This is a genomic window from Leclercia sp. UBA5076, assembly GCF_002416465.1.
Lineage (GTDB): Bacteria > Pseudomonadota > Gammaproteobacteria > Enterobacterales > Enterobacteriaceae > Enterobacter.
In genome coordinates, this window is the sequence record NZ_DIAO01000020.1 from 14,458 (window position 1) to 35,594 (window position 21,137).

General features: G+C 53.5%; 19 protein-coding genes. 18 read left to right on the forward strand and 1 reads right to left on the reverse strand.

Annotated elements, in window-relative coordinates; translation table 11 throughout:
- Positions 1–139 precede the first annotated feature (139 nt).
- The 13 genes from asnC to B3X29_RS20095 all read left to right on the forward strand — a co-directional run bounded on the left by asnC (position 140) and on the right by B3X29_RS20095 (position 11,633).
- Positions 140–598 carry a transcriptional regulator AsnC gene (gene asnC, locus B3X29_RS20035; RefSeq protein WP_032615488.1) on the forward strand — a complete coding sequence of 153 codons (459 nt, stop codon included), beginning with the start codon at positions 140–142 and terminating at the stop codon, positions 596–598.
- A gap of 90 nt (positions 599–688) precedes the next feature.
- Positions 689–1,138, forward strand: a complete 450-nt coding sequence (gene mioC / locus B3X29_RS20040; protein WP_103177602.1) for an FMN-binding protein MioC — start codon at positions 689–691, stop codon at positions 1,136–1,138.
- 373 nt (positions 1,139–1,511) lie between these two features.
- Positions 1,512–3,401 (forward strand): tRNA uridine-5-carboxymethylaminomethyl(34) synthesis enzyme MnmG, encoded by a 1,890-nt coding sequence (mnmG, locus tag B3X29_RS20045; RefSeq protein WP_103177603.1) that lies wholly within the window; start codon positions 1,512–1,514, stop codon positions 3,399–3,401.
- A 105-nt stretch (positions 3,402–3,506) separates the two neighbouring features.
- Positions 3,507–4,130: a 16S rRNA (guanine(527)-N(7))-methyltransferase RsmG gene (gene rsmG, locus B3X29_RS20050; RefSeq protein WP_103177604.1), complete on the forward strand. Its 624-nt coding sequence runs from the start codon at positions 3,507–3,509 to the stop codon at positions 4,128–4,130.
- Between the two features lie 616 nt (positions 4,131–4,746).
- Positions 4,747–5,127: a F0F1 ATP synthase subunit I gene (atpI, locus tag B3X29_RS20055; RefSeq protein WP_159340388.1), complete on the forward strand. Its 381-nt coding sequence runs from the start codon at positions 4,747–4,749 to the stop codon at positions 5,125–5,127.
- 8 nt (positions 5,128–5,135) lie between these two features.
- Positions 5,136–5,951: a F0F1 ATP synthase subunit A gene (atpB, locus tag B3X29_RS20060; protein WP_103177605.1), complete on the forward strand. Its 816-nt coding sequence runs from the start codon at positions 5,136–5,138 to the stop codon at positions 5,949–5,951.
- Between the two features lie 49 nt (positions 5,952–6,000).
- Positions 6,001–6,240 carry a F0F1 ATP synthase subunit C gene (gene atpE / locus B3X29_RS20065; protein WP_000429386.1) on the forward strand — a complete coding sequence of 80 codons (240 nt, stop codon included), beginning with the start codon at positions 6,001–6,003 and terminating at the stop codon, positions 6,238–6,240.
- 52 nt (positions 6,241–6,292) lie between these two features.
- Complete coding sequence (gene atpF / locus B3X29_RS20070; protein ID WP_032615498.1) at positions 6,293–6,763, forward strand: F0F1 ATP synthase subunit B; 471 nt, start codon at positions 6,293–6,295, stop codon at positions 6,761–6,763.
- 14 nt (positions 6,764–6,777) lie between these two features.
- Complete coding sequence (gene atpH / locus B3X29_RS20075) at positions 6,778–7,311, forward strand: F0F1 ATP synthase subunit delta (protein WP_159340384.1); 534 nt, start codon at positions 6,778–6,780, stop codon at positions 7,309–7,311.
- Positions 7,312–7,323: 12 nt separating this feature from the next.
- Complete coding sequence (gene atpA, locus B3X29_RS20080) at positions 7,324–8,865, forward strand: F0F1 ATP synthase subunit alpha (RefSeq protein WP_103177607.1); 1,542 nt, start codon at positions 7,324–7,326, stop codon at positions 8,863–8,865.
- 50 nt (positions 8,866–8,915) lie between these two features.
- Positions 8,916–9,779 carry a F0F1 ATP synthase subunit gamma gene (gene atpG / locus B3X29_RS20085; RefSeq protein ID WP_103177608.1) on the forward strand — a complete coding sequence of 288 codons (864 nt, stop codon included), beginning with the start codon at positions 8,916–8,918 and terminating at the stop codon, positions 9,777–9,779.
- A gap of 31 nt (positions 9,780–9,810) precedes the next feature.
- On the forward strand, positions 9,811–11,193 hold the full coding sequence (gene atpD / locus B3X29_RS20090) for a F0F1 ATP synthase subunit beta (protein ID WP_103177609.1): 1,383 nt from the start codon (positions 9,811–9,813) through the stop codon (positions 11,191–11,193).
- 20 nt (positions 11,194–11,213) lie between these two features.
- A complete protein-coding gene (locus B3X29_RS20095) occupies positions 11,214–11,633 on the forward strand; it encodes a F0F1 ATP synthase subunit epsilon (RefSeq protein ID WP_039032217.1) in 420 nt (139 codons plus the stop codon).
- Between the two features lie 340 nt (positions 11,634–11,973).
- On the opposite strand, the gene B3X29_RS20100 is transcribed toward B3X29_RS20095, so the two are convergent.
- The gene (locus B3X29_RS20100; protein WP_156655419.1) at positions 11,974–14,064 is read right to left on the reverse strand and encodes a right-handed parallel beta-helix repeat-containing protein; all 2,091 of its coding nucleotides are present in this window, start codon (positions 14,062–14,064) and stop codon (positions 11,974–11,976) included.
- A gap of 343 nt (positions 14,065–14,407) precedes the next feature.
- Between B3X29_RS20100 and glmU the strand changes: the two genes are divergently transcribed.
- The 5 genes from glmU to pstA all read left to right on the forward strand — a co-directional run bounded on the left by glmU (position 14,408) and on the right by pstA (position 21,128).
- A complete protein-coding gene (glmU, locus tag B3X29_RS20105; RefSeq protein ID WP_103177611.1) occupies positions 14,408–15,778 on the forward strand; it encodes a bifunctional UDP-N-acetylglucosamine diphosphorylase/glucosamine-1-phosphate N-acetyltransferase GlmU in 1,371 nt (456 codons plus the stop codon).
- Between the two features lie 179 nt (positions 15,779–15,957).
- Positions 15,958–17,787, forward strand: coding sequence for a glutamine--fructose-6-phosphate transaminase (isomerizing) (gene glmS, locus B3X29_RS20110; RefSeq protein ID WP_103177612.1), 1,830 nt, complete (start codon positions 15,958–15,960; stop codon positions 17,785–17,787).
- A gap of 322 nt (positions 17,788–18,109) precedes the next feature.
- Positions 18,110–19,150: a phosphate ABC transporter substrate-binding protein PstS gene (pstS, locus tag B3X29_RS20115; protein ID WP_103177613.1), complete on the forward strand. Its 1,041-nt coding sequence runs from the start codon at positions 18,110–18,112 to the stop codon at positions 19,148–19,150.
- A gap of 128 nt (positions 19,151–19,278) precedes the next feature.
- On the forward strand, positions 19,279–20,238 hold the full coding sequence (gene pstC / locus B3X29_RS20120) for a phosphate ABC transporter permease PstC (RefSeq protein WP_103177614.1): 960 nt from the start codon (positions 19,279–19,281) through the stop codon (positions 20,236–20,238).
- Positions 20,238–21,128 (forward strand): phosphate ABC transporter permease PstA, encoded by an 891-nt coding sequence (pstA, locus tag B3X29_RS20125; RefSeq protein WP_103177615.1) that lies wholly within the window; start codon positions 20,238–20,240, stop codon positions 21,126–21,128. Before pstC ends, pstA begins: the two co-directional genes overlap by 1 nt.
- Positions 21,129–21,137 lie beyond the last annotated feature (9 nt).

Genomic DNA, 21,137 nt, shown 5'->3' on the forward strand with positions numbered 1-21,137 from the left:
CTGCGTCCTGTTGGCATTGATTAAGCAACAAAAAAGAGCCTCTTTCAATAATCCAACAATAAAACTCCCAACTCACTTTTAAATCGCTAAAATTACCCGCTAAAATAGAGTGATTCATTAATCTTCATAAGTAAAAGCTATGGAAAATTATCAGATCGACAATCTGGACCGCGGCATTCTCGAGGCGCTGATGGCTAACGCACGTACTGCCTACGCAGAACTGGCAAAACAGTTTGGCGTCAGCCCGGGGACCATTCACGTGCGCGTAGAGAAGATGAAACAGGCGGGGATCATTACCGGCGCCCATATTGACGTCAGTCCGAAACAGCTGGGGTATGACGTCTGCTGTTTTATCGGCATCATCCTTAAGAGCGCTAAAGACTACCCTTCAGCGCTGGCAAAACTGAATGCGCTGGATGAAGTGACCGAGGCCTACTACACCACCGGCCACTACAGCATCTTTATTAAGGTGATGTGCCGATCGATCGACGCTTTGCAACAGGTACTTATCAACAAGATCCAAACAATCGATGAAATTCAGTCCACCGAGACGTTGATCTCCCTGCAGAACCCGATCATGCGTACCATCCGCCCGTAGCCGGGCAAAATAATTACCACATTTTCCACAGGTAGATCCCAGCTCGTTCACAGCGTACAATGTCCTCCTGTTTATCTGAGCGAGCGATCAATGGCGGACATTACTCTTATTAGCGGCAGCACCCTTGGCGGCGCTGAATATGTCGCGGAACACCTGGCCGAAAAGCTGGAAGACGCGGGCTTTTCTACTGAAACGCTGCATGGACCGTTATTAGAGGATCTCCAGCTCGACGGGATCTGGCTGTTGATCACCTCCACCCACGGTGCGGGGGATCTTCCGGATAACCTTCTTCCTTTATATGAAGAGTTAAAAGAGCAGCAGCCCGACCTGACGAACGTCCGGTTTGGTGCCATTGGTATTGGCAGCCGGGAGTACGACACCTTCTGCGGCGCCGTTGAGAAGGTCGAGACCGAACTGAAGTCCTGCGGGGCACAACAGATCGGTGAAACGCTGAAGATCAACATCCTCGATCATGATATTCCGGAAGATCCAGCTGAACTTTGGCTGGCGGAATGGAAAAATTTACTCAAAACAGATTAAAGATCGTGCGATCAGATGTGGATAACTCTGGTTAAAAGCTTGGATCAACCGGTAGTTATCCAAAGAACAACCCGTGATGACTTTTTGTGCTGTGCATAACATCACGATCTGATCCCAGCTTATACGTCACAGGATCACCGATCATTCACAGCAAACGATCCTCTCTAAGCACATGATCTTCTTTGGGAGATCCGGCTTATCCACAGAAACCCGCGATCCTAATAAGAGATCACAATAAAACAGATCTCTAAATAAAAAGATCTTCTTTTTAATAGCCAGGATCCCAGTGCTTTCTCGAACGACTAAAGTTGAGTAGAATCCACGGCCCGGGCTTCAATCCATTTTCTTACCGCTTTACGCGAGGCAGACCACCATGTTTTATCAGGATCCTTTTGACGTCATTATCATTGGCGGGGGTCATGCAGGCACCGAGGCCGCAATGGCCGCGGCGCGAATGGGTCAGCAGACCCTGCTTTTGACACACAATATCGACACGCTAGGACAGATGTCCTGTAATCCGGCGATTGGCGGCATTGGGAAAGGACACCTGGTAAAAGAAGTGGATGCACTTGGCGGCCTGATGGCAACCGCGATCGATCATGCGGGTATCCAGTTTAGGATACTAAACGCGAGCAAAGGCCCCGCCGTTCGGGCGACCCGTGCTCAGGCGGACCGCGTGCTCTACCGCCAGGCCGTACGCACCGCGCTGGAGAATCAGCCGAACCTGATGATCTTCCAGCAGGCGGTTGAGGATCTGATTGTGGAAAACGATCGTGTCGTTGGCGCCGTGACCCAGATGGGTCTGAAGTTCCGTGCCAAAGCCGTCGTGCTGACCGTCGGGACCTTCCTTGACGGCAAAATTCATATCGGACTGGACAACTACAGCGGTGGCCGTGCTGGCGATCCGCCGTCCATTCCCCTTTCACGCCGTCTGCGCGAGCTGCCGCTGCGCGTCAGCCGCCTGAAAACCGGTACGCCACCGCGTATCGACGCCCGCACCATTGATTTCAGCGTGCTGGCCCAACAGCACGGCGATAACCCGATGCCGGTCTTCTCGTTCATGGGTAGCGTGGATCAACATCCGCGCCAGGTGCCGTGCTATGTCACGCACACTAACGAGAAAACACATGACGTGATCCGCAGTAACCTCGATCGCAGCCCGATGTATGCCGGTGTGATCGAAGGGATCGGCCCACGCTACTGCCCGTCGATCGAAGACAAGGTAATGCGCTTCGCCGATCGTAACCAGCACCAGATCTTCCTGGAGCCTGAAGGGCTGACCTCCAACGAGATCTACCCGAACGGTATCTCCACCAGCCTGCCTTTCGACGTGCAGATGCAGATCGTCCGTTCCATGCAGGGGATGGAGAATGCGAAGATCGTCCGTCCGGGCTATGCCATTGAGTATGACTTCTTCGATCCACGTGACCTGAAGCCAACCCTGGAGAGCAAATTTATCCAGGGGCTCTTCTTCGCCGGTCAGATCAACGGCACAACCGGTTACGAAGAGGCTGCCGCTCAGGGGCTGCTGGCTGGTCTGAACGCCGCGCGCTTCTCGGCCGAAAAAGAAGGCTGGGCGCCGGGTCGTTCTCAGGCTTATCTGGGCGTACTGGTGGACGACCTCTGCACCCTCGGCACCAAAGAGCCGTACCGCATGTTTACCTCCCGCGCGGAATACCGTCTGATGCTGCGTGAAGACAACGCCGACCTGCGCCTGACCGAAATCGGTCGTGAGCTGGGGCTGGTGGATGATGCACGCTGGGCGCGCTTCAACGAGAAGCTGGAGAACATCGAGCGTGAACGTCAGCGCCTCAAATCGACCTGGGTCAACCCAACAGCCGAGTCCGTAGACGAAGTGAATGCTCACCTGTCTGCGCCGCTCTCCCGTGAAGCCAGCGGGGAAGATCTGCTCCGCCGTCCGGAGATGACCTACGACCAGCTAATCCAGATGACGCCGTTTGCGCCGGGTCTGGAGGATGTCCAGGCTGCTGAACAGGTCGAAATCCAGGTGAAATACGAAGGCTATATCGCCCGTCAGCAGGATGAGATCGAGAAACAGCAGCGTAACGAGAGTACGATCCTGCCCGCCACGCTGGATTACCGTCTGGTTAACGGCCTCTCCAACGAGGTGATCGCCAAGCTGAATGACCATAAACCGTCGTCTATCGGCCAGGCATCGCGTATTTCGGGCGTCACGCCTGCGGCCATCTCCATTCTGCTGGTGTGGCTGAAAAAACAGGGTATGCTGCGCCGCAGCGCTTAATTGTAAGAACTGCCCGGTGGCGCTGCGCTTACCGGGCCTACAGAATTCCGTAGGGCGGGCTCGCGTAGCGCCACCCGCCCACACCTATCTCAACAGGTATTCGCCGTGCTCAACAAACTCACTCGTCTGCTGGAACAAGCCGGTATTTCGCTCACCGATCACCAGAAAAATCAGCTGGTGGGGTATGTCGACATGCTGAACAAATGGAACAAGGCCTATAATCTCACCTCGGTTCGCGATCCGAACGAGATGCTGATTCGTCACATCCTCGACAGCATCGTGGTGGCGCCGCATCTCAAAGGAGAGCGTTTTATCGACGTGGGAACGGGGCCGGGTCTGCCAGGTATTCCACTCTCTATCGTTCGTCCCGAGAGCCATTTCACGCTGCTGGACAGCCTGGGCAAGCGCGTACGCTTCCTGCGTCAGGTTCAGCATGAACTGAAGCTGGAAAACATTTATCCGGTGCAGAGTAGGGTAGAGGCGTTCCCCGCCGAGCCGCCATTTGATGGTGTGATCAGCCGGGCCTTTGCCTCGCTCAATGACATGATCGACTGGTGTAAGCATCTGCCTGCGGAAAATGGCCGCTTCTATGCCCTGAAAGGGGTGCTGCCGGAAGACGAAATCGCGCAGATGCCTGAAGGTTTTGAGGTGGAAGAGGCGATTAAATTGCATGTTCCCCAGCTGGAAGGCGAGCGTCATCTGGTGATCGTTAAGCCAAAATATTTTTAAAAATATAATAAAAAATGTGGAATTTGTGCTGTTCTTAGGATGTTAAAAATTACGCGACAGGCTAAGAAATAGACAAGGTTAATTTAACCACTTTTTTTACTGGGGATTTTCTTTGGGTTAACCTGGACATGTAGTTAACCCAAAAGATAATAAACACCGAAAATATCAGCTTGCTAAAAGTAGGGAAGAGTAATCAGATTGTAATGTTAAATATTTATTAAAAATGTCAATAAAAGGTTTTTGTTGTATACAGGGCTGTTTTGAGAATAGTTGCTGAAATTAATCTTTAATATCATAAAGATGAAATATAACGTTTTACCGCTTTAATTTATTCGACCTTATCGTAAATGTGTATTTTGTGATCTCGTGCACGCTTTATCGTCAACGTTTCCGCGTTGTTTGCAGTTTTGACGCGCCATTCATAGTTTGACGAAAAGTTAAGAAATAGCGCCGGGGAAAAATATTTAAACATTTATTCACCTTTTCGCTACTTATTGTTTGAAATCACGGGGACGCACCGTATAATTTGTCCGCTTTTTGCTGCTTGACTCTGAGCCTTAAAGAACGTTTTATACGACACGCGACATACCTCGAAGTGAGCAGGAGTAAAAACGTGATATCAGTGTCGCTCTTGAGTCGAAACGTTGCTCGTAAGCTTCTGTTCATTCAGTTTCTGGCGGTGATGGCAAGTGGATTGCTGTTCTGCCTCAAAGACCCCTTCTGGGGCATCTCTGCGGTAAGCGGAGGTTTGGCAGTGGTTGTGCCAAACATGTTGTTTATGATTTTTGCCTGGTGTCATCAGGCGCATACACCTGCCAAAGGCCGCATGGCCTGGTCCTTCGCCCTCGGCGAAGTGTGTAAGGTGTTGCTGACCTTTGCCCTCCTGGTGGTGGCGCTGGCGGTTTTTAAAGTGGTATTTTTGCCGCTGATAGTGACGTGGGTTTTGGTGCTGGTGGTACAAATTCTGGCGCCAGCTGTAATCAATAACAAAGGGTAAAAGGCATCATGGCTTCAGAAAATATGACGCCGCAGGATTACATAGGTCACCATCTGAACAACCTTCAGTTGGACTTACGTACATTCTCGCTGGTGGATCCGCATAACCCCCCAGCCACCTTCTGGACGATTAATATCGACTCCATGTTCTTCTCGGTGGTACTGGGTCTGTTGTTCCTGGCCATTTTCCGCGGCGTTGCGAAACGTGCGACCAGCGGCGTTCCAGGGAAATTCCAGACGTTTATCGAAATGATCATTGGCTTTGTCCACGGTAGCGTCAAAGACATGTACCACGGTAAGAGCAAGGTAATTGCACCGCTGGCGCTGACCGTCTTTGTCTGGGTCTTCCTGATGAACCTGATGGACCTGCTGCCGATCGACCTGCTGCCGTTTATCGGCGAGCATATCTTCGGTCTGCCTGCGCTGCGTGTGGTGCCGTCTGCTGACGTGAACATCACCCTGTCTATGGCGCTGGGCGTATTCATCCTGATTCTTTTCTACAGCATCAAAATGAAAGGTGTAGGCGGCTTCGTGAAAGAGCTTACCCTGCAGCCGTTCAACCACTGGGCGTTTATTCCGATCAACCTGATTCTGGAAGGCGTTAGCCTGCTGTCCAAACCGATTTCCCTCGGTCTGCGACTGTTCGGCAACATGTATGCGGGTGAGCTGATTTTCATTCTGATCGCGGGTCTTCTGCCGTGGTGGTCACAGTGGGTTCTGAATGTGCCGTGGGCCATTTTCCACATCCTGATCATTACGCTGCAAGCCTTTATCTTCATGGTTCTGACGATCGTCTATCTGTCGATGGCGTCTGAAGAGCACTGATTCTTTACCAACACTACTACGTTTTAACTGAAACAAACTGGAGACTGTCATGGAAAACCTGAATATGGATCTGCTGTACATGGCTGCCGCTGTGATGATGGGTCTGGCGGCTATCGGTGCTGCGATCGGTATCGGCATCCTCGGGGGTAAATTCCTGGAAGGCGCAGCGCGTCAGCCAGATCTGATTCCTCTGCTGCGTACTCAGTTCTTTATCGTTATGGGTCTGGTGGATGCTATCCCGATGATCGCTGTAGGTCTGGGTCTGTACGTGATGTTTGCTGTCGCGTAGTAAGTCGTTTAAACCCTAAGCCACAGTTGTAAATTTAAAGAGGTATTGTGCTGTGAACATGAACGCAACAATCCTCGGCCAGGCCATCGCGTTTGTTATCTTTGTCTGGTTCTGCATGAAGTATGTATGGCCGCCTTTAATGGCTGCCATCGAAAAACGTCAGAAAGAAATTTCTGACGGCCTGGCTTCTGCAGAACGCGCTAAGAAAGATTTGGACCTTGCACAGGCCAACGCGACCGACCAGCTGAAAAAAGCGAAAGCGGAAGCCCAGGTAATCATCGAGCAGGCGAACAAACGTCGTTCTCAGATCCTGGACGAAGCGAAAGCTGAAGCAGAACAGGAACGTACTAAAATCGTGACACAAGCGCAGGCAGAAATTGATGCCGAGCGTAAACGTGCTCGCGAAGAGCTGCGTAAGCAGGTCGCGATTCTGGCTGTTGCTGGCGCCGAGAAGATCATCGAACGTTCCGTGGATGAAGCTGCTAACAGCGACATCGTGGACAAACTTGTCGCTGAACTGTAAGGAGGGAGGGGCTGATGTCTGAATTTGTTACGGTAGCTCGCCCCTACGCCAAAGCAGCTTTTGACTTTGCTATCGAACACCAAAATGTCGATCGCTGGCAGAACATGCTGGCGTTTGCCGCTGAGGTAACGAAAAACGAACATATGGCTGAGATGCTTTCTGGCGCCGTGGCGCCTGAAACCCTCGCCGATTCGTTCATCGCCATTTGCGGTGAGCAGCTGGACGCCAACGGCCAGAACCTGATTCGGGTAATGGCAGAAAATGGTCGTCTGAAAGCGCTCCCGGATGTTCTCGAGCAGTTTGAGCACTTGCGTGCCCTCAGTGAAGCCACTGTTGAAGTTCACGTAACTTCTGCGACTGAACTGAGTAACGAACAGCTTGCGAAAATCACCGCCGCGATGGAAAAACGTCTGTCACGCAAAGTGAAGCTGAATTGCAATATCGATAAGTCTGTAATGGCAGGCGTAATCATCCGTGCGGGTGATATGGTCATTGATGGCAGCGTACGCGGCCGTCTTGAGCGCCTTGCAGACGTCTTGCAGTCTTAAGGGGACTGGAGCATGCAACTGAATTCCACCGAAATCAGCGAACTGATCAAGCAGCGCATTGCTCAGTTCAGTGTTGTGAGTGAAGCTCACAACGAAGGTACTATTGTTTCTGTAAGCGACGGTGTTATCCGCATCCACGGCCTGGCCGATTGTATGCAGGGTGAAATGATCTCCCTGCCGGGTAACCGTTACGCTATCGCACTGAACCTGGAGCGCGACTCCGTAGGTGCAGTTGTGATGGGTCCTTACGCTGACCTCGCCGAAGGCATGAAGGTTAAGTGTACTGGCCGTATTCTTGAAGTTCCAGTTGGCCGCGGCCTGCTGGGTCGCGTGGTGAACACCCTGGGTGCGCCAATCGACGGTAAAGGTCCGGTTGAGCACGATGGCTTCTCCCCAATCGAAGTTATCGCACCGGGCGTAATCGATCGTCAGTCCGTCGACCAGCCGGTACAGACCGGTTATAAATCCGTTGACGCCATGATCCCAATCGGCCGTGGCCAGCGTGAGCTGATCATCGGTGACCGTCAGACCGGTAAAACCGCGATGGCAATCGATGCGATCATCAACCAGCGCGATTCCGGCATCAAATGTGTGTACGTAGCTATTGGCCAGAAAGCGTCCACCATCTCTAACGTGGTGCGTAAACTGGAAGAGCACGGCGCGCTGTCCAACACCATCGTTGTTGTGGCGACCGCTTCTGAATCTGCTGCACTGCAATACCTGGCACCGTATGCCGGTTGCGCAATGGGCGAATACTTCCGTGACCGCGGTGAAGATGCACTGATCGTATACGATGACCTGTCTAAACAGGCTGTTGCTTACCGTCAGGTTTCCCTGCTGCTCCGTCGTCCACCTGGACGTGAAGCATTCCCGGGCGACGTATTCTATCTGCACTCCCGTCTGCTGGAGCGTGCATCCCGCGTTAACGCGGAATACGTTGAGAACTTCACCAAAGGTGAAGTGAAGGGTAAAACGGGCTCTCTGACCGCTCTGCCGATCATTGAAACCCAGGCGGGTGACGTTTCTGCGTTCGTTCCGACCAACGTAATCTCCATTACCGATGGTCAGATCTTCCTGGAAACCAACCTGTTTAACTCCGGTATTCGTCCGGCGGTTAACCCGGGTATCTCCGTATCCCGTGTGGGTGGTGCAGCGCAGACCAAGATCATCAAGAAACTGTCCGGTGGTATCCGTACCGCACTGGCACAGTATCGTGAACTGGCAGCGTTCTCCCAGTTTGCATCCGATCTTGACGATGCAACCCGTAAACAGCTTGACCACGGTCAGAAAGTGACCGAGCTGCTGAAACAGAAACAGTATGCCCCTATGTCAGTCGCACAGCAGGGCCTGGTACTGTTCGCAGCAGAACGTGGTTATCTGGGGGATGTAGAACTGGCGAAAATCGGTAGCTTTGAAGCCGCACTGCTGGCTTACGCTGACCGTGACCATGCTCCACTGATGCAAGAGATCAACCAGTCCGGTGGCTATAACGACGAAATCGAAGGCAAGCTGAAGAGCCTGCTCGATTCCTTCAAAGCAACCCAGTCCTGGTAACGTCTGGCGGTCTGTCTTAGGACAGACCGCAAGGCATTGAGGAGAAGCTCATGGCCGGCGCAAAAGAGATACGTAGTAAGATCGCAAGCGTCCAGAACACGCAAAAGATCACTAAAGCGATGGAGATGGTCGCCGCTTCCAAAATGCGTAAATCGCAGGAACGTATGGCGGCCAGCCGTCCTTATGCAGATACCATGCGCAAAGTGATTGGTCACCTTGCGAGCGGTAATCTGGAATATAAGCACCCTTACCTGGAAGAACGCGACGTTAAGCGCGTGGGCTACCTGGTGGTGTCTACCGACCGTGGTTTGTGCGGCGGCTTGAACATTAACCTGTTCAAAAAGCTGCTGGCGGATATGAAAGCATGGTCCGATAAAGGCGTTCAAAGCGATATCGCGATGATCGGCTCTAAGGGCGTCTCTTTCTTTAATTCCGTAGGCGGCAATATCGTCGCCCAGGTGACCGGTATGGGTGATAACCCGTCCCTGTCCGAACTGATCGGTCCGGTTAAAGTGATGTTGCAGGCCTATGATGAAGGCCGTCTGGACAGGCTGTACGTTGTAAACAACAAATTTATTAACACCATGTCCCAGGTTCCGACCCTCACTCAGCTGCTGCCGTTACCGGCATCAGAAGATGAAGAGTTACAGCATAAAGCCTGGGATTACCTGTATGAACCGGATCCAAAACCGCTGCTGGATACCTTGCTGCGTCGTTATGTTGAATCTCAGGTTTATCAGGGCGTGGTAGAAAACCTGGCTAGCGAGCAGGCCGCACGTATGGTGGCGATGAAAGCCGCTACCGATAATGGTGGCAGCCTGATCAAAGAGCTGCAGTTGGTATACAACAAAGCTCGTCAGGCCAGCATTACTCAGGAACTCACCGAGATCGTCTCGGGGGCCGCCGCGGTTTAACCAGGTTTACGAATTACGTAGAGGATTCAAGATGGCTACTGGAAAGATTGTCCAGGTAATCGGCGCCGTAGTTGACGTCGAATTCCCTCAGGATGCCGTACCGCGCGTGTACGATGCTCTTGAGGTTCAGAATGGTAACGAAAATCTGGTGCTGGAAGTTCAGCAGCAGCTCGGTGGCGGTATCGTGCGTACCATCGCCATGGGTTCTTCCGACGGTCTGCGTCGTGGTCTGGAAGTAAAAGACCTTGAGCACCCAATTGAAGTACCAGTAGGTAAAGCAACCCTGGGTCGTATCATGAACGTCCTGGGTCAGCCGATCGACATGAAAGGCGATATCGGCGAAGAAGAGCGTTGGGCTATCCACCGTTCAGCACCTTCCTATGAAGAGCTGTCCAGCTCTCAGGAACTGCTGGAAACCGGCATCAAAGTTATCGACCTGATGTGTCCGTTTGCGAAGGGCGGTAAAGTTGGTCTGTTCGGTGGTGCGGGTGTAGGTAAAACCGTAAACATGATGGAGCTGATCCGTAACATCGCGATCGAGCACTCCGGTTACTCCGTGTTTGCGGGCGTAGGTGAGCGTACTCGTGAGGGTAACGACTTCTACCACGAAATGACCGACTCTAACGTTCTGGATAAAGTATCCCTGGTTTACGGTCAGATGAACGAGCCACCTGGAAACCGTCTGCGCGTTGCGCTGACCGGTCTGACCATGGCTGAGAAATTCCGTGACGAAGGTCGTGACGTACTGCTGTTCGTCGACAACATCTACCGTTACACCCTGGCCGGTACGGAAGTATCCGCACTGCTGGGTCGTATGCCATCAGCGGTAGGCTACCAGCCGACCCTGGCGGAAGAGATGGGTGTTCTGCAGGAACGTATCACCTCAACCAAAACCGGTTCTATTACCTCCGTTCAGGCGGTATACGTACCTGCGGATGACTTGACTGACCCATCCCCAGCAACCACCTTTGCGCACTTAGACGCAACCGTGGTACTGAGCCGTCAGATCGCGTCTCTGGGTATCTACCCGGCCGTTGACCCGCTGGACTCCACCAGCCGTCAGCTGGATCCACTGGTAGTAGGTCAGGAACACTACGACACCGCGCGTGGCGTACAGTCCCTGCTGCAGCGTTATCAGGAACTGAAAGACATCATCGCCATCCTGGGTATGGATGAACTGTCTGAAGAAGACAAACTGGTGGTAGCACGTGCGCGTAAGATCCAGCGCTTCCTGTCCCAGCCGTTCTTCGTAGCAGAAGTATTTACCGGTTCTCCGGGCAAATACGTTGCGCTGAAAGACACCATCCGTGGCTTTAAAGGCATCATGGAAGGCGAATACGATCACCTGCCGGAGCAGGCGTTCTATATGGTGGGTTCCATCGACGAAGCCGTAGAAAAAGCCAAAAAACTTTAACGCCTTAATCGGAGGGTGATATGGCAATGACTTACCACCTGGACGTCGTCAGCGCAGAGCAACAAATGTTCTCTGGTCTGGTCGAGAAAATCCAGGTAACGGGTAGCGAAGGTGAACTGGGTATTTTCCCGGGTCACGCCCCGCTGCTCACCGCCATTAAGCCTGGTATGATCCGCATCGTTAAACAGTTCGGTCATGAAGAGTTTATCTATCTGTCTGGCGGCATTATTGAAGTGCAGCCTGGTAGCGTGACCGTACTGGCTGATACCGCAATTCGTGGCCAGGATCTCGACGAAGCGCGAGCTCTGGAATCGAAGCGTAAAGCAGAAGAGCACATTAAGAGCTCTCATGGCGACGTGGATTACGCTCAGGCGTCTGCAGAGCTGGCCAAAGCGATCGCGAAACTGCGCGTTATCGAGTTGACCAAAAAAGCGATGTAACACCGGCTTGAAAGCACGAAAGCCAGTCTGGTCTCCAGACTGGCTTTTTTTATGGATCTGTTTCATTAAATCTGAAACTAAAACGATGTTTTATTATTTTGTGATTTAGCTCACAAAAAGATTGATCGGCAGAATTGTCAGGAGTAGACTTCGTTTTGTGATGAATGTCACATAACTGAACTCCAAAAATATCAGGATGCCATCATGAAAACGATCAACAAAATCATCGCCCTTTTCAGCAACATGAACGTCTCTTTCGGTACGTTCAACCACTAAGTGCTGATATGCCGGGTGGCGCCACGCTTACCGTAGTGTGATAAGCGAAGCGCCTCTCTGGTACCTACATTTTTACCTGCGTTTTATCCAGTTCCTTCCCTTCACTGTTCACGCTTTTACCCTTCGCGATAAAGTAGTTCGTGTTATCAACGTTTCCTGTCACCGCATCGTCGTACTCGCCTGGCTGATTACGGATCGATACGTTGCCGGTAAAGGTTCCCTGAGTTGTCACATCGCCGTATGGGCTTGGACGGAAGATGTAGTTAAAGCGCTGGTTATCCACCGCGATATTGTTCTCCACCACCAGCCTGCCGGGGTTAAAGTTATCGGTGAAGCCGTCCAGGTGATTGCCCGTGGCTTTGCTGTTGCGGATCTGATGCGCCACAGGCTGCCCTTCTCCGCCGAGCTTAAAGCCGTTACTGGTATTGTTGCTGGCAACCGAGTTCTCGATCACGACCACGCCGTTTGCGCCATCTTCAATCTTGTTGAACAGGTCAAAACCGTCGTCGATATTGTCGTGGGAATAGCAACGCTCCAGCCGGTTACCTTCCCCTACCCGCATTTTCACCGCGAAGCCATCGGCGTTAATCTTGCCGGGATCTTCATTGGCGTAAGATTCAGAATCCACAACCCGGTTATAGCTTGCCCATAATGGCCGGCCAATCTTATCCGGGGAGGAGATCTGGATCCCGGTATCGTCATTGCGGTAGGCCGTGACGCGCTCGATCAGGTTATGGCTACCCTGAACGCGCAGACTTTTGCCGGTCACGTCGATACCGTTGATATGCCAGTAGCTGGCATCAAGCAACAGGCCGTGGATCACCACTTTCCCGTCTGCCTGCAGGGTTTTGAGTTTATCGCTGCTGCCGCTGGCAGCGACGGGGATCTCACTCTGCGGGTAATCGCCGCTTTTCAGCACCAGCTTGCCGCCGGGCGCCAGCAGGGCGATGGCGGTGGCGAGATCCAGTGGCGCATCGGCAGTGCCTTGTGCATCCGCTTTTCCGTCCGGAGCGGCATACAGGTGCGTCGTATCTCTGTCTGCAATGCGTTCGACGGTGAGCTGCTGGTTCACTGGCGTGCCATGAGCAGGCGTAAAGGTCACCGTGAAGGTGCTGGTCTGCTCCAGGCGGGCTGGCAGGGTGTACATCTCGCCTGCTTTCACCGCTTTCTCATTACCGATCACCACTTCGTTTTGTCTTACGCTAAATACCCCGTCCTCATTAGCGCGCGCCTGCAGCAGGTAATCTGGCGAAGCGCTGACCGTACCGGACGCCAGCTGCACCACGACCGGCAGTGGCTCTGCCTGCCAGGGCTCCGAAGGCACGGTATGGGCGCTGGTGGTGATGAGCGAGGCGTTAGTGACCGTAATTTTGGCATTGCGGGAGGCAAAAAAGCCGACGTAATAGTGGTCCTTGTTCTGTACCGAAATCAGGTCAGCGCGCGGCACGCGCTTGCTCACCCAGGTGTCGCTGTCCAGCGGGGCCCAGGCGGTAATAAAGCCGTCGTCGGTGCGCTGGAGTTTCAGGCGAAATTCCGGCGTCTGGCTCAGATCCACCTCTTCCTTGTAACTCTGTTTTTTAATGGCGGCTCCGGCATCACCCCACGGATGGCTGATCCCCTCCCGGGTGATAGCCTGCATTTTTACCCGCTGATGGTCTTTTTTATCCTGGGTCATGATGGCGTTCATCACCTGATTCGATGCCGCCGGAAACTCTTCATAACCCATTTTTAGCGGTTGCTGGCGCGGGTTGCCGAGGACATCACGTACCAGCAGTCCGGCGCCCTCCTGCGCGGCAGGTTTCGCGCCATTCTCCGGCCCAAACTGGTCGACCCGGACAGTGGCCTGCAAAACAAAATTTTCTCCCGTCGGCAGCTCGGTATAGAAAAACGTTAAGCCGTCGTGAGAGTTGGCGATTTTGCCGCCCCGGCTTTCCAGGGTGATGGCTTTTGCCAGGTCAGCGCTCTCCTGGGGCGAGAGCTTTTTCCCGTCGATGGTCACATCATTGACGCCGATTTTCTCGGGCAGCACGTTGGAGGAAAAATTCAGATCCGTTGATTGCCCAAAGGCAATGGCTTTCCAGACATGAGGTTGTTCTGTTGCCATAGCGGAAAAGGCGCTAAACATCATCAGGGCCAGAGGTATTTTAGACTTCATCTTATTCTCCTGAGTAATAATTGAGCGCTATTATCATCAGAATAAAACAGTGTTTCTTTTTTGTGTGTCACACATTCAGATAATTAAAACAGTGTTTTGCTTATAACAGGCTTTATTAATAGAGCGAAAAAATAGCTAACATGTTGGGAGGGCTGGAGAGTTCGCTAAAGGGCGCTATATTTCACAGGCAAAGCCCTTTAATCTGCGGTAAAAAGGACCTTTAATTTGCCCCAAACAGGCAACGTTGTGCGTTTTACCGCCACTCCATTTTTTGGCGCAAAATATGTAGAATTTTCAACGCCAAAGGGTTTTACTTTTCACTCAAATTACAGTCAGGACGTGTATGTTGAACACAGCAATGAGCGTGGTCATCCTTGCCGCAGGCAAAGGCACCCGCATGTATTCCGATCTTCCTAAAGTGCTGCACACCCTTGCAGGGAAAGCGATGGTGCAGCATGTCATTGACGCCGCTAACGATCTTGGCGCCAGCCAGGTGCATCTGGTCTACGGTCACGGCGGCGATCTGCTGAAGCAGACGCTACGCGATGACAAACTCAACTGGGTTCTGCAGGCAGAACAGCTGGGCACCGGCCACGCCATGCAGCAGGCCTCCCCGTTCTTCTCTGACGACGAAGACATCCTGATGCTCTACGGCGACGTGCCGTTGATCTCCGTTGAGACGCTGACCCGCCTGCGTGCTGCAAAACCGCAGGGCGGGATCGGTCTGCTGACCGTTAAGCTGGACGATCCAACCGGTTATGGCCGTATCACCCGTGATAACGGCAAGGTGACGGGCATCGTTGAGCACAAAGATGCCACCGAGGCACAGCGTGAAATTCAGGAAATTAACACCGGCATTCTGATCGCCAACGGCGCGGACATGAAGCGCTGGCTGTCACAGCTGAACAACAATAACGCCCAGGGCGAATTCTACATTACCGATATCATCGCGATGGCGTATCAGGAAGGCCGCGAGATCGCTGCCGTTCATCCGGATCGCTTAAGCGAAGTGGAAGGGGTGAACAACCGTCTTCAGCTGTCCCGTCTGGAGCGCGTATATCAGTCCGAGCAGGCTGAAAAGCTGCTGCTGGCGGGCGTGATGCTGCGCGATCCAGCGCGTTTCGATCTGCGTGGGGTGCTGAGCCACGGGCGCGACGTCGAAATCGATACTAACGTTATTCTGGAAGGCAACGTAACGCTGGGTAACCGCGTCAAAATTGGCGCCGGTTGTGTGATTAAAAACAGCGTCATTGGCGACGACTGCGAAATCAGCCCTTATAGCGTGGTTGAAGATGCTCATCTCTCCGCCGCCTGCACTATCGGGCCGTTCGCCCGCCTGCGTCCGGGCGCTGAGCTGCTGGAAGGCGCACATGTCGGCAACTTCGTCGAAATGAAAAAGGCGCGTCTGGGCAAAGGCTCGAAAGCTGGCCATCTGACCTATCTGGGCGATGCGGAGATTGGCGATAACGTGAATATCGGCGCCGGGACTATCACCTGTAACTATGACGGTGCGAACAAGTTTAAAACCATTATTGGTGACGACGTGTTTGTGGGATCGGATTCACAGCTGGTGGCGCCAGTGACGATTGGTAAAGGCGTAACCATTGCGGCGGGCACGACCGTTACCCGCAATGTGGCGGAGAACGAGCTGGTGTTAAGCCGTGTGCCGCAGGTGCATAAGCAGGGCTGGAAACGCCCGGTGAAGAAAAAGTAAGTGGATTATTTCCTCTCCCCCTCCGGGAGAGGGTTCGGGATGAGGGGATAACATAATCCCCCGCCCATCAGCAGTACCCATAAATATAACCCCACTCTCTACAAGGCTCGGGGCGCCCGGAAAGGGCAAAACAGGTCAGCGACAACGCAGGCGAAAGCCTCTATTCGGAATCTAAAACTATGTGTGGAATTGTTGGCGCAGTCGCGCAGCGTGATATTGCTGAAATCCTTCTCGAAGGTTTACGTCGTCTGGAATACCGTGGTTATGACTCTGCCGGTCTGGCAGTGGTGGATGCAGAAGGGAATATGACCCGTCTGCGTCGCCTCGGTAAAGTAAACATGCTGGCACAGGCCGCGGAAGAGAACCCGCTGCACGGTGGCACAGGTATTGCCCATACCCGCTGGGCGACCCACGGTGAACCTTCGGAAGGCAACGCGCACCCGCACGTCTCTGAACACATTGTGGTGGTGCATAACGGCATCATCGAAAACCATGAACCGCTGCGTGAAGAGCTTATCGCGCGTGGTTACACCTTCGTCTCTGAAACCGACACCGAAGTGATTGCCCACCTGGTTCACTGGGAGCTGGAGCAGGGCGGTACGCTGCGTGAGGCCGTACTGCGTGCGATCCCACAGCTGCGCGGCGCCTACGGCACCGTGATCATGGACAGCCGCGACCCGTCTACCCTGCTGGCAGCCCGCTCTGGCAGCCCGATGGTGATTGGCCTGGGGATGGGGGAGAACTTTATCGCCTCCGATCAGCTGGCGCTGCTGCCGGTGACCCGTCGCTTTATCTTCATGGAAGAGGGCGATATTGCAGAAGTGACCCGCCGTGACGTCAAAATCTTTGATAAATCTGGCGAGCCGGTAAAACGTCAGGATATCGAATCCAACCTGCAGTACGACGCGGGTGATAAAGGCGCTTACCGTCACTACATGCAGAAAGAGATCTACGAGCAGCCGAACGCCATCAAAAACACCCTGACCGGGCGTATCAGCCACGGCGAAGTGGATTTGAGCGAACTGGGGGCTAACGCCAACGAAATGCTGGCAAAAGTTGAGCACATTCAGATCGTGGCCTGCGGCACCTCTTACAACTCCGGTATGGTTTCCCGCTACTGGTTTGAAGCGCTGGCAGGCGTGCCGTGCGACGTGGAGATCGCCTCCGAGTTCCGCTATCGCAAATCAGCCGTGCGTCGTAACAGCCTGATGATCACCCTGTCTCAGTCCGGCGAAACCGCTGATACCCTGGCGGCGCTGCGTCTCTCCAAAGAGCTGGGCTATCTGGGCTCGCTGGCCATCTGCAACGTACCGGGCTCCTCGCTGGTGCGTGAGTCTGACCTGGCGCTGATGACCAAAGCCGGTACCGAAATCGGCGTGGCCTCCACCAAAGCGTTCACCACTCAGCTGACGGTCCTGCTGATGCTGGTGGCGAAACTGGCCCGTCTGAAAGGTCAGGATGCGGCGATTGAGCACGATATTGTGCACGGTCTGCAGGCGCTGCCGAGCCGTATTGAGCAGATGCTCTCCCAGGACAAGCGCATTGAAGCGCTGGCGGAAGATTTCTCCGACAAGCATCACGCCCTGTTCCTGGGTCGTGGCGATCAGTATCCGATTGCTCTGGAAGGCGCCCTGAAGCTCAAAGAGATCTCCTATATCCACGCTGAAGCCTACGCGGCAGGTGAGCTGAAACACGGCCCACTGGCGCTGATCGATGCGGATATGCCGGTTATCGTGGTGGCACCGAACAACGAACTGCTGGAAAAACTGAAGTCCAACATCGAAGAAGTCCGCGCCCGTGGCGGCGTGCTCTATGTCTTCGCGGATCAGGATGCCGGCTTTACCAGCAGCGACAACATGCACATCATCGAGATGCCGCATGTGGAAGAGGTCATTGCTCCTATCTTCTATACCGTTCCGCTGCAGCTGCTGGCTTACCACGTCGCCCTGATCAAAGGCACCGACGTCGACCAGCCGCGTAACCTGGCGAAGTCCGTTACCGTAGAGTAATCCTCTCAGGCTCCACCTTCGGGTGGAGCTTTTTTTATCCTTCCTGCCCGTTTTTTCGCCTGCTTTTTTGCCCTGCGTTCTATGACAATCTGTCATCTTCGGCTATTTTTTTTAGTGTCACAGAAAGAAAATTTTTCTGAAATCAATGCGTCATATTTCACTTTAACTTATTGATAAAGATGCTTTAATTTGCTTAATTTTCTGCGCAATTTTCGTTGTCATAAAACTGTCATAATTCGTACATTTATCTGTCACCTCTTTGTCCTATTTTGCTCATCGTAGCCACTAAACAACGATTTACGAAAATCTTGCAGGAGACATTATGAAAGTTATGCGTACCACTGTCGCAACTGTTGTCGCCGCGACCTTATCGATGAGCGCGTTCTCTGTATTTGCAGAGGCAAGCCTGACTGGCGCTGGTGCAACCTTCCCTGCGCCGGTGTATGCCAAATGGGCTGATACTTACCAGAAAGAGACTGGTAACAAGGTGAACTACCAGGGTATCGGCTCCTCCGGTGGCGTTAAACAAATTACCGCAAATACCGTTGATTTCGGCGCATCCGACGCTCCGCTGTCTGATGAAAAACTGACGCAGGAAGGCTTGTTCCAGTTCCCGACCGTTATCGGTGGTGTTGTGCTGGCGGTAAATATCCCTGGCCTGAAGTCCGGCGAGCTGGTGCTGGATGGTAAAACCCTGGGTGATATCTACCTCGGCAAAATCAAAAAATGGGATGACGAAGCCATCACTAAACTGAACCCGGGCGTGAAACTGCCTTCGCAGAACATCGCTGTGGTTCGTCGTGCTGACGGCTCCGGTACCTCCTTCGTCTTCACCAGCTACCTGGCGAAAGTGAACGAAGAGTGGAAATCCAAAGTCGGTTCCGGCTCTACCGTTAACTGGCCGACCGGTCTGGGCGGTAAAGGTAACGACGGTATCGCCGCGTTCGTACAGCGTCTGCCAGGCTCAATCGGCTACGTAGAATACGCTTACGCCAAGCAGAACAACCTGGCGTACACCAAACTGGTTTCTGCCGACGGCAAACCGGTCAGCCCAACTGAAGAGAACTTTGCTAACGCGGCTAAAGGCGCTGACTGGAGCAAATCCTTCGCTCAGGATCTGACCAACCAGAAAGGCGACAATGCATGGCCAATCACCTCTACCACCTTCATCCTGGTCCACAAGGATCAGAAGAAGCCAGAGCAGGGTGCTGAAGTGCTGAAGTTCTTCGACTGGGCATACAAAAATGGCGGCAAACAGGCTAACGACCTGGATTACGCCAGCCTGCCGGACAGCGTGGTTGAGCAGATTCGTGCTGCATGGAAAACCAACGTGAAAGACAGCAGCGGTAAAGCGCTGTACTAACAGGATATTTTTGACGAAGATGGCGGGTGGCGCTAGCGCTAACCCGCTCTACGGTTCCGACTGTAGGCCCGGCAAGCATAAGCGTCACCGGGCATATTCGTAAGACGTCTCAAACAGAAGAGTAATTTATGGCTGCAACCAAGCCTGCATTTAACCCTCCGGGTAAAAAAGGTGACATGATTTTCAGCGCGCTGGTAAAACTGGCTGCGCTGATTGTGCTATTGCTGCTGGGCGGCATTATCGTGTCCCTGATTTTCTCCTCCTGGCCGAGCATCCAGAAATTTGGTTTCTCCTTCCTGTGGACCAAAGAGTGGGATGCGCCGAACGATATCTACGGTGCGCTGGTGCCTATCTACGGCACGCTGGTGACCTCGTTTATCGCGCTGCTGATTGCGGTGCCGGTGAGCTTCGGTATCGCCCTGTTCCTGACCGAACTGGCGCCAAACTGGCTGCGACGCCCGCTGGGTATTGCCATTGAACTGCTGGCGGCCATTCCAAGTATCGTTTACGGCATGTGGGGTCTGTTTATCTTCGCTCCGCTGTTCGCGACCTATTTTCAGGAGCCGGTAGGTAACGTCCTTTCCGCCATCCCGTTTGTGGGCGCGCTATTCTCCGGTCCGGCTTTCGGTATCGGCATCCTGGCGGCAGGCGTGATCCTCGCCATCATGATTATTCCGTACATTGCGGCGGTCATGCGCGATGTCTTCGAACAGACCCCGGTGATGATGAAAGAGTCGGCCTACGGTATCGGCTGCACCACCTGGGAAGTTATCTGGCGTATCGTCCTGCCGTTCACCAAAAATGGTGTAATCGGCGGCATTATGCTGGGTCTGGGTCGTGCGCTGGGTGAAACCATGGCAGTGACCTTTATCATCGGTAACACCTACCAGCTCGACAGCGCCTCGCTCTATATGCCGGGTAACAGCATTACCTCGGCGCTGGCAAACGAATTCGCCGAAGCGGAGTCGGGCCTGCACGTTGCCGCGCTGATGGAACTGGGCTTAATTCTGTTTGTTATCACCTTCATTGTTCTGGCGATCTCCAAGCTGATGATCATGCGCCTGGCGAAAAATGAGGGGGCACGCTAATGGCTACGCTCGAAATGCAAAATACCGCGGAGCTGGCGGAATCCCGCCGCAAAATGCAGGCGAAACGCCGCATGAAAAACCGCCTCGCCCTGACGCTCTCCATGGCGACCATGGCGTTTGGTCTGTTCTGGCTGATCTGGATCCTGTTCTCCACGGTGGCGCGTGGTATCGACGGCATGTCGTGGGCGTTGTTTACCGAAATGACACCGCCGCCAAATACGGCAGGTGGTGGTCTGGCGAACGCCCTGGCGGGCAGCGGCCTGCTGATCCTCTGGGCGACCGTCTTCGGCACGCCACTTGGCATCATGGCGGGCATTTACCTGGCGGAGTATGGCCGTAAATCCTGGATTGCTGAAGTGATTCGCTTCATTAACGACATCCTGCTCTCTGCCCCATCGATTGTGGTCGGCCTGTTCGTCTACACCATCGTGGTGGCGCAGATGGAACACTTCTCCGGCTGGGCGGGTGTGATTGCGCTGGCGCTGCTGCAGGTGCCTATCGTTATTCGTACCACCGAGAACATGCTGAAACTGGTGCCGGACAGCCTGCGTGAAGCGGCCTACGCACTGGGTACGCCAAAGTGGAAGATGATTTCTGCCATCACCCTGAAAGCCTCCATCTCGGGGATCCTGACAGGTGTGCTGCTGGCCGTTGCCCGTATCGCCGGTGAAACGGCACCGCTGCTCTTTACCGCGCTCTCAAACCAGTTCTGGAGCACGGACATGATGCAGCCGATCGCCAACCTGCCGGTGACGATCTTTAAATTTGCGATGAGCCCGTTTGCCGAATGGCAGTCACTGGCCTGGGCCGGGGTACTGATTATTACCCTGTGCGTACTGTTACTGAACATTCTGGCGCGCGTTATTTTCGCGAAGAAGAAACACGGTTAATTATTGACG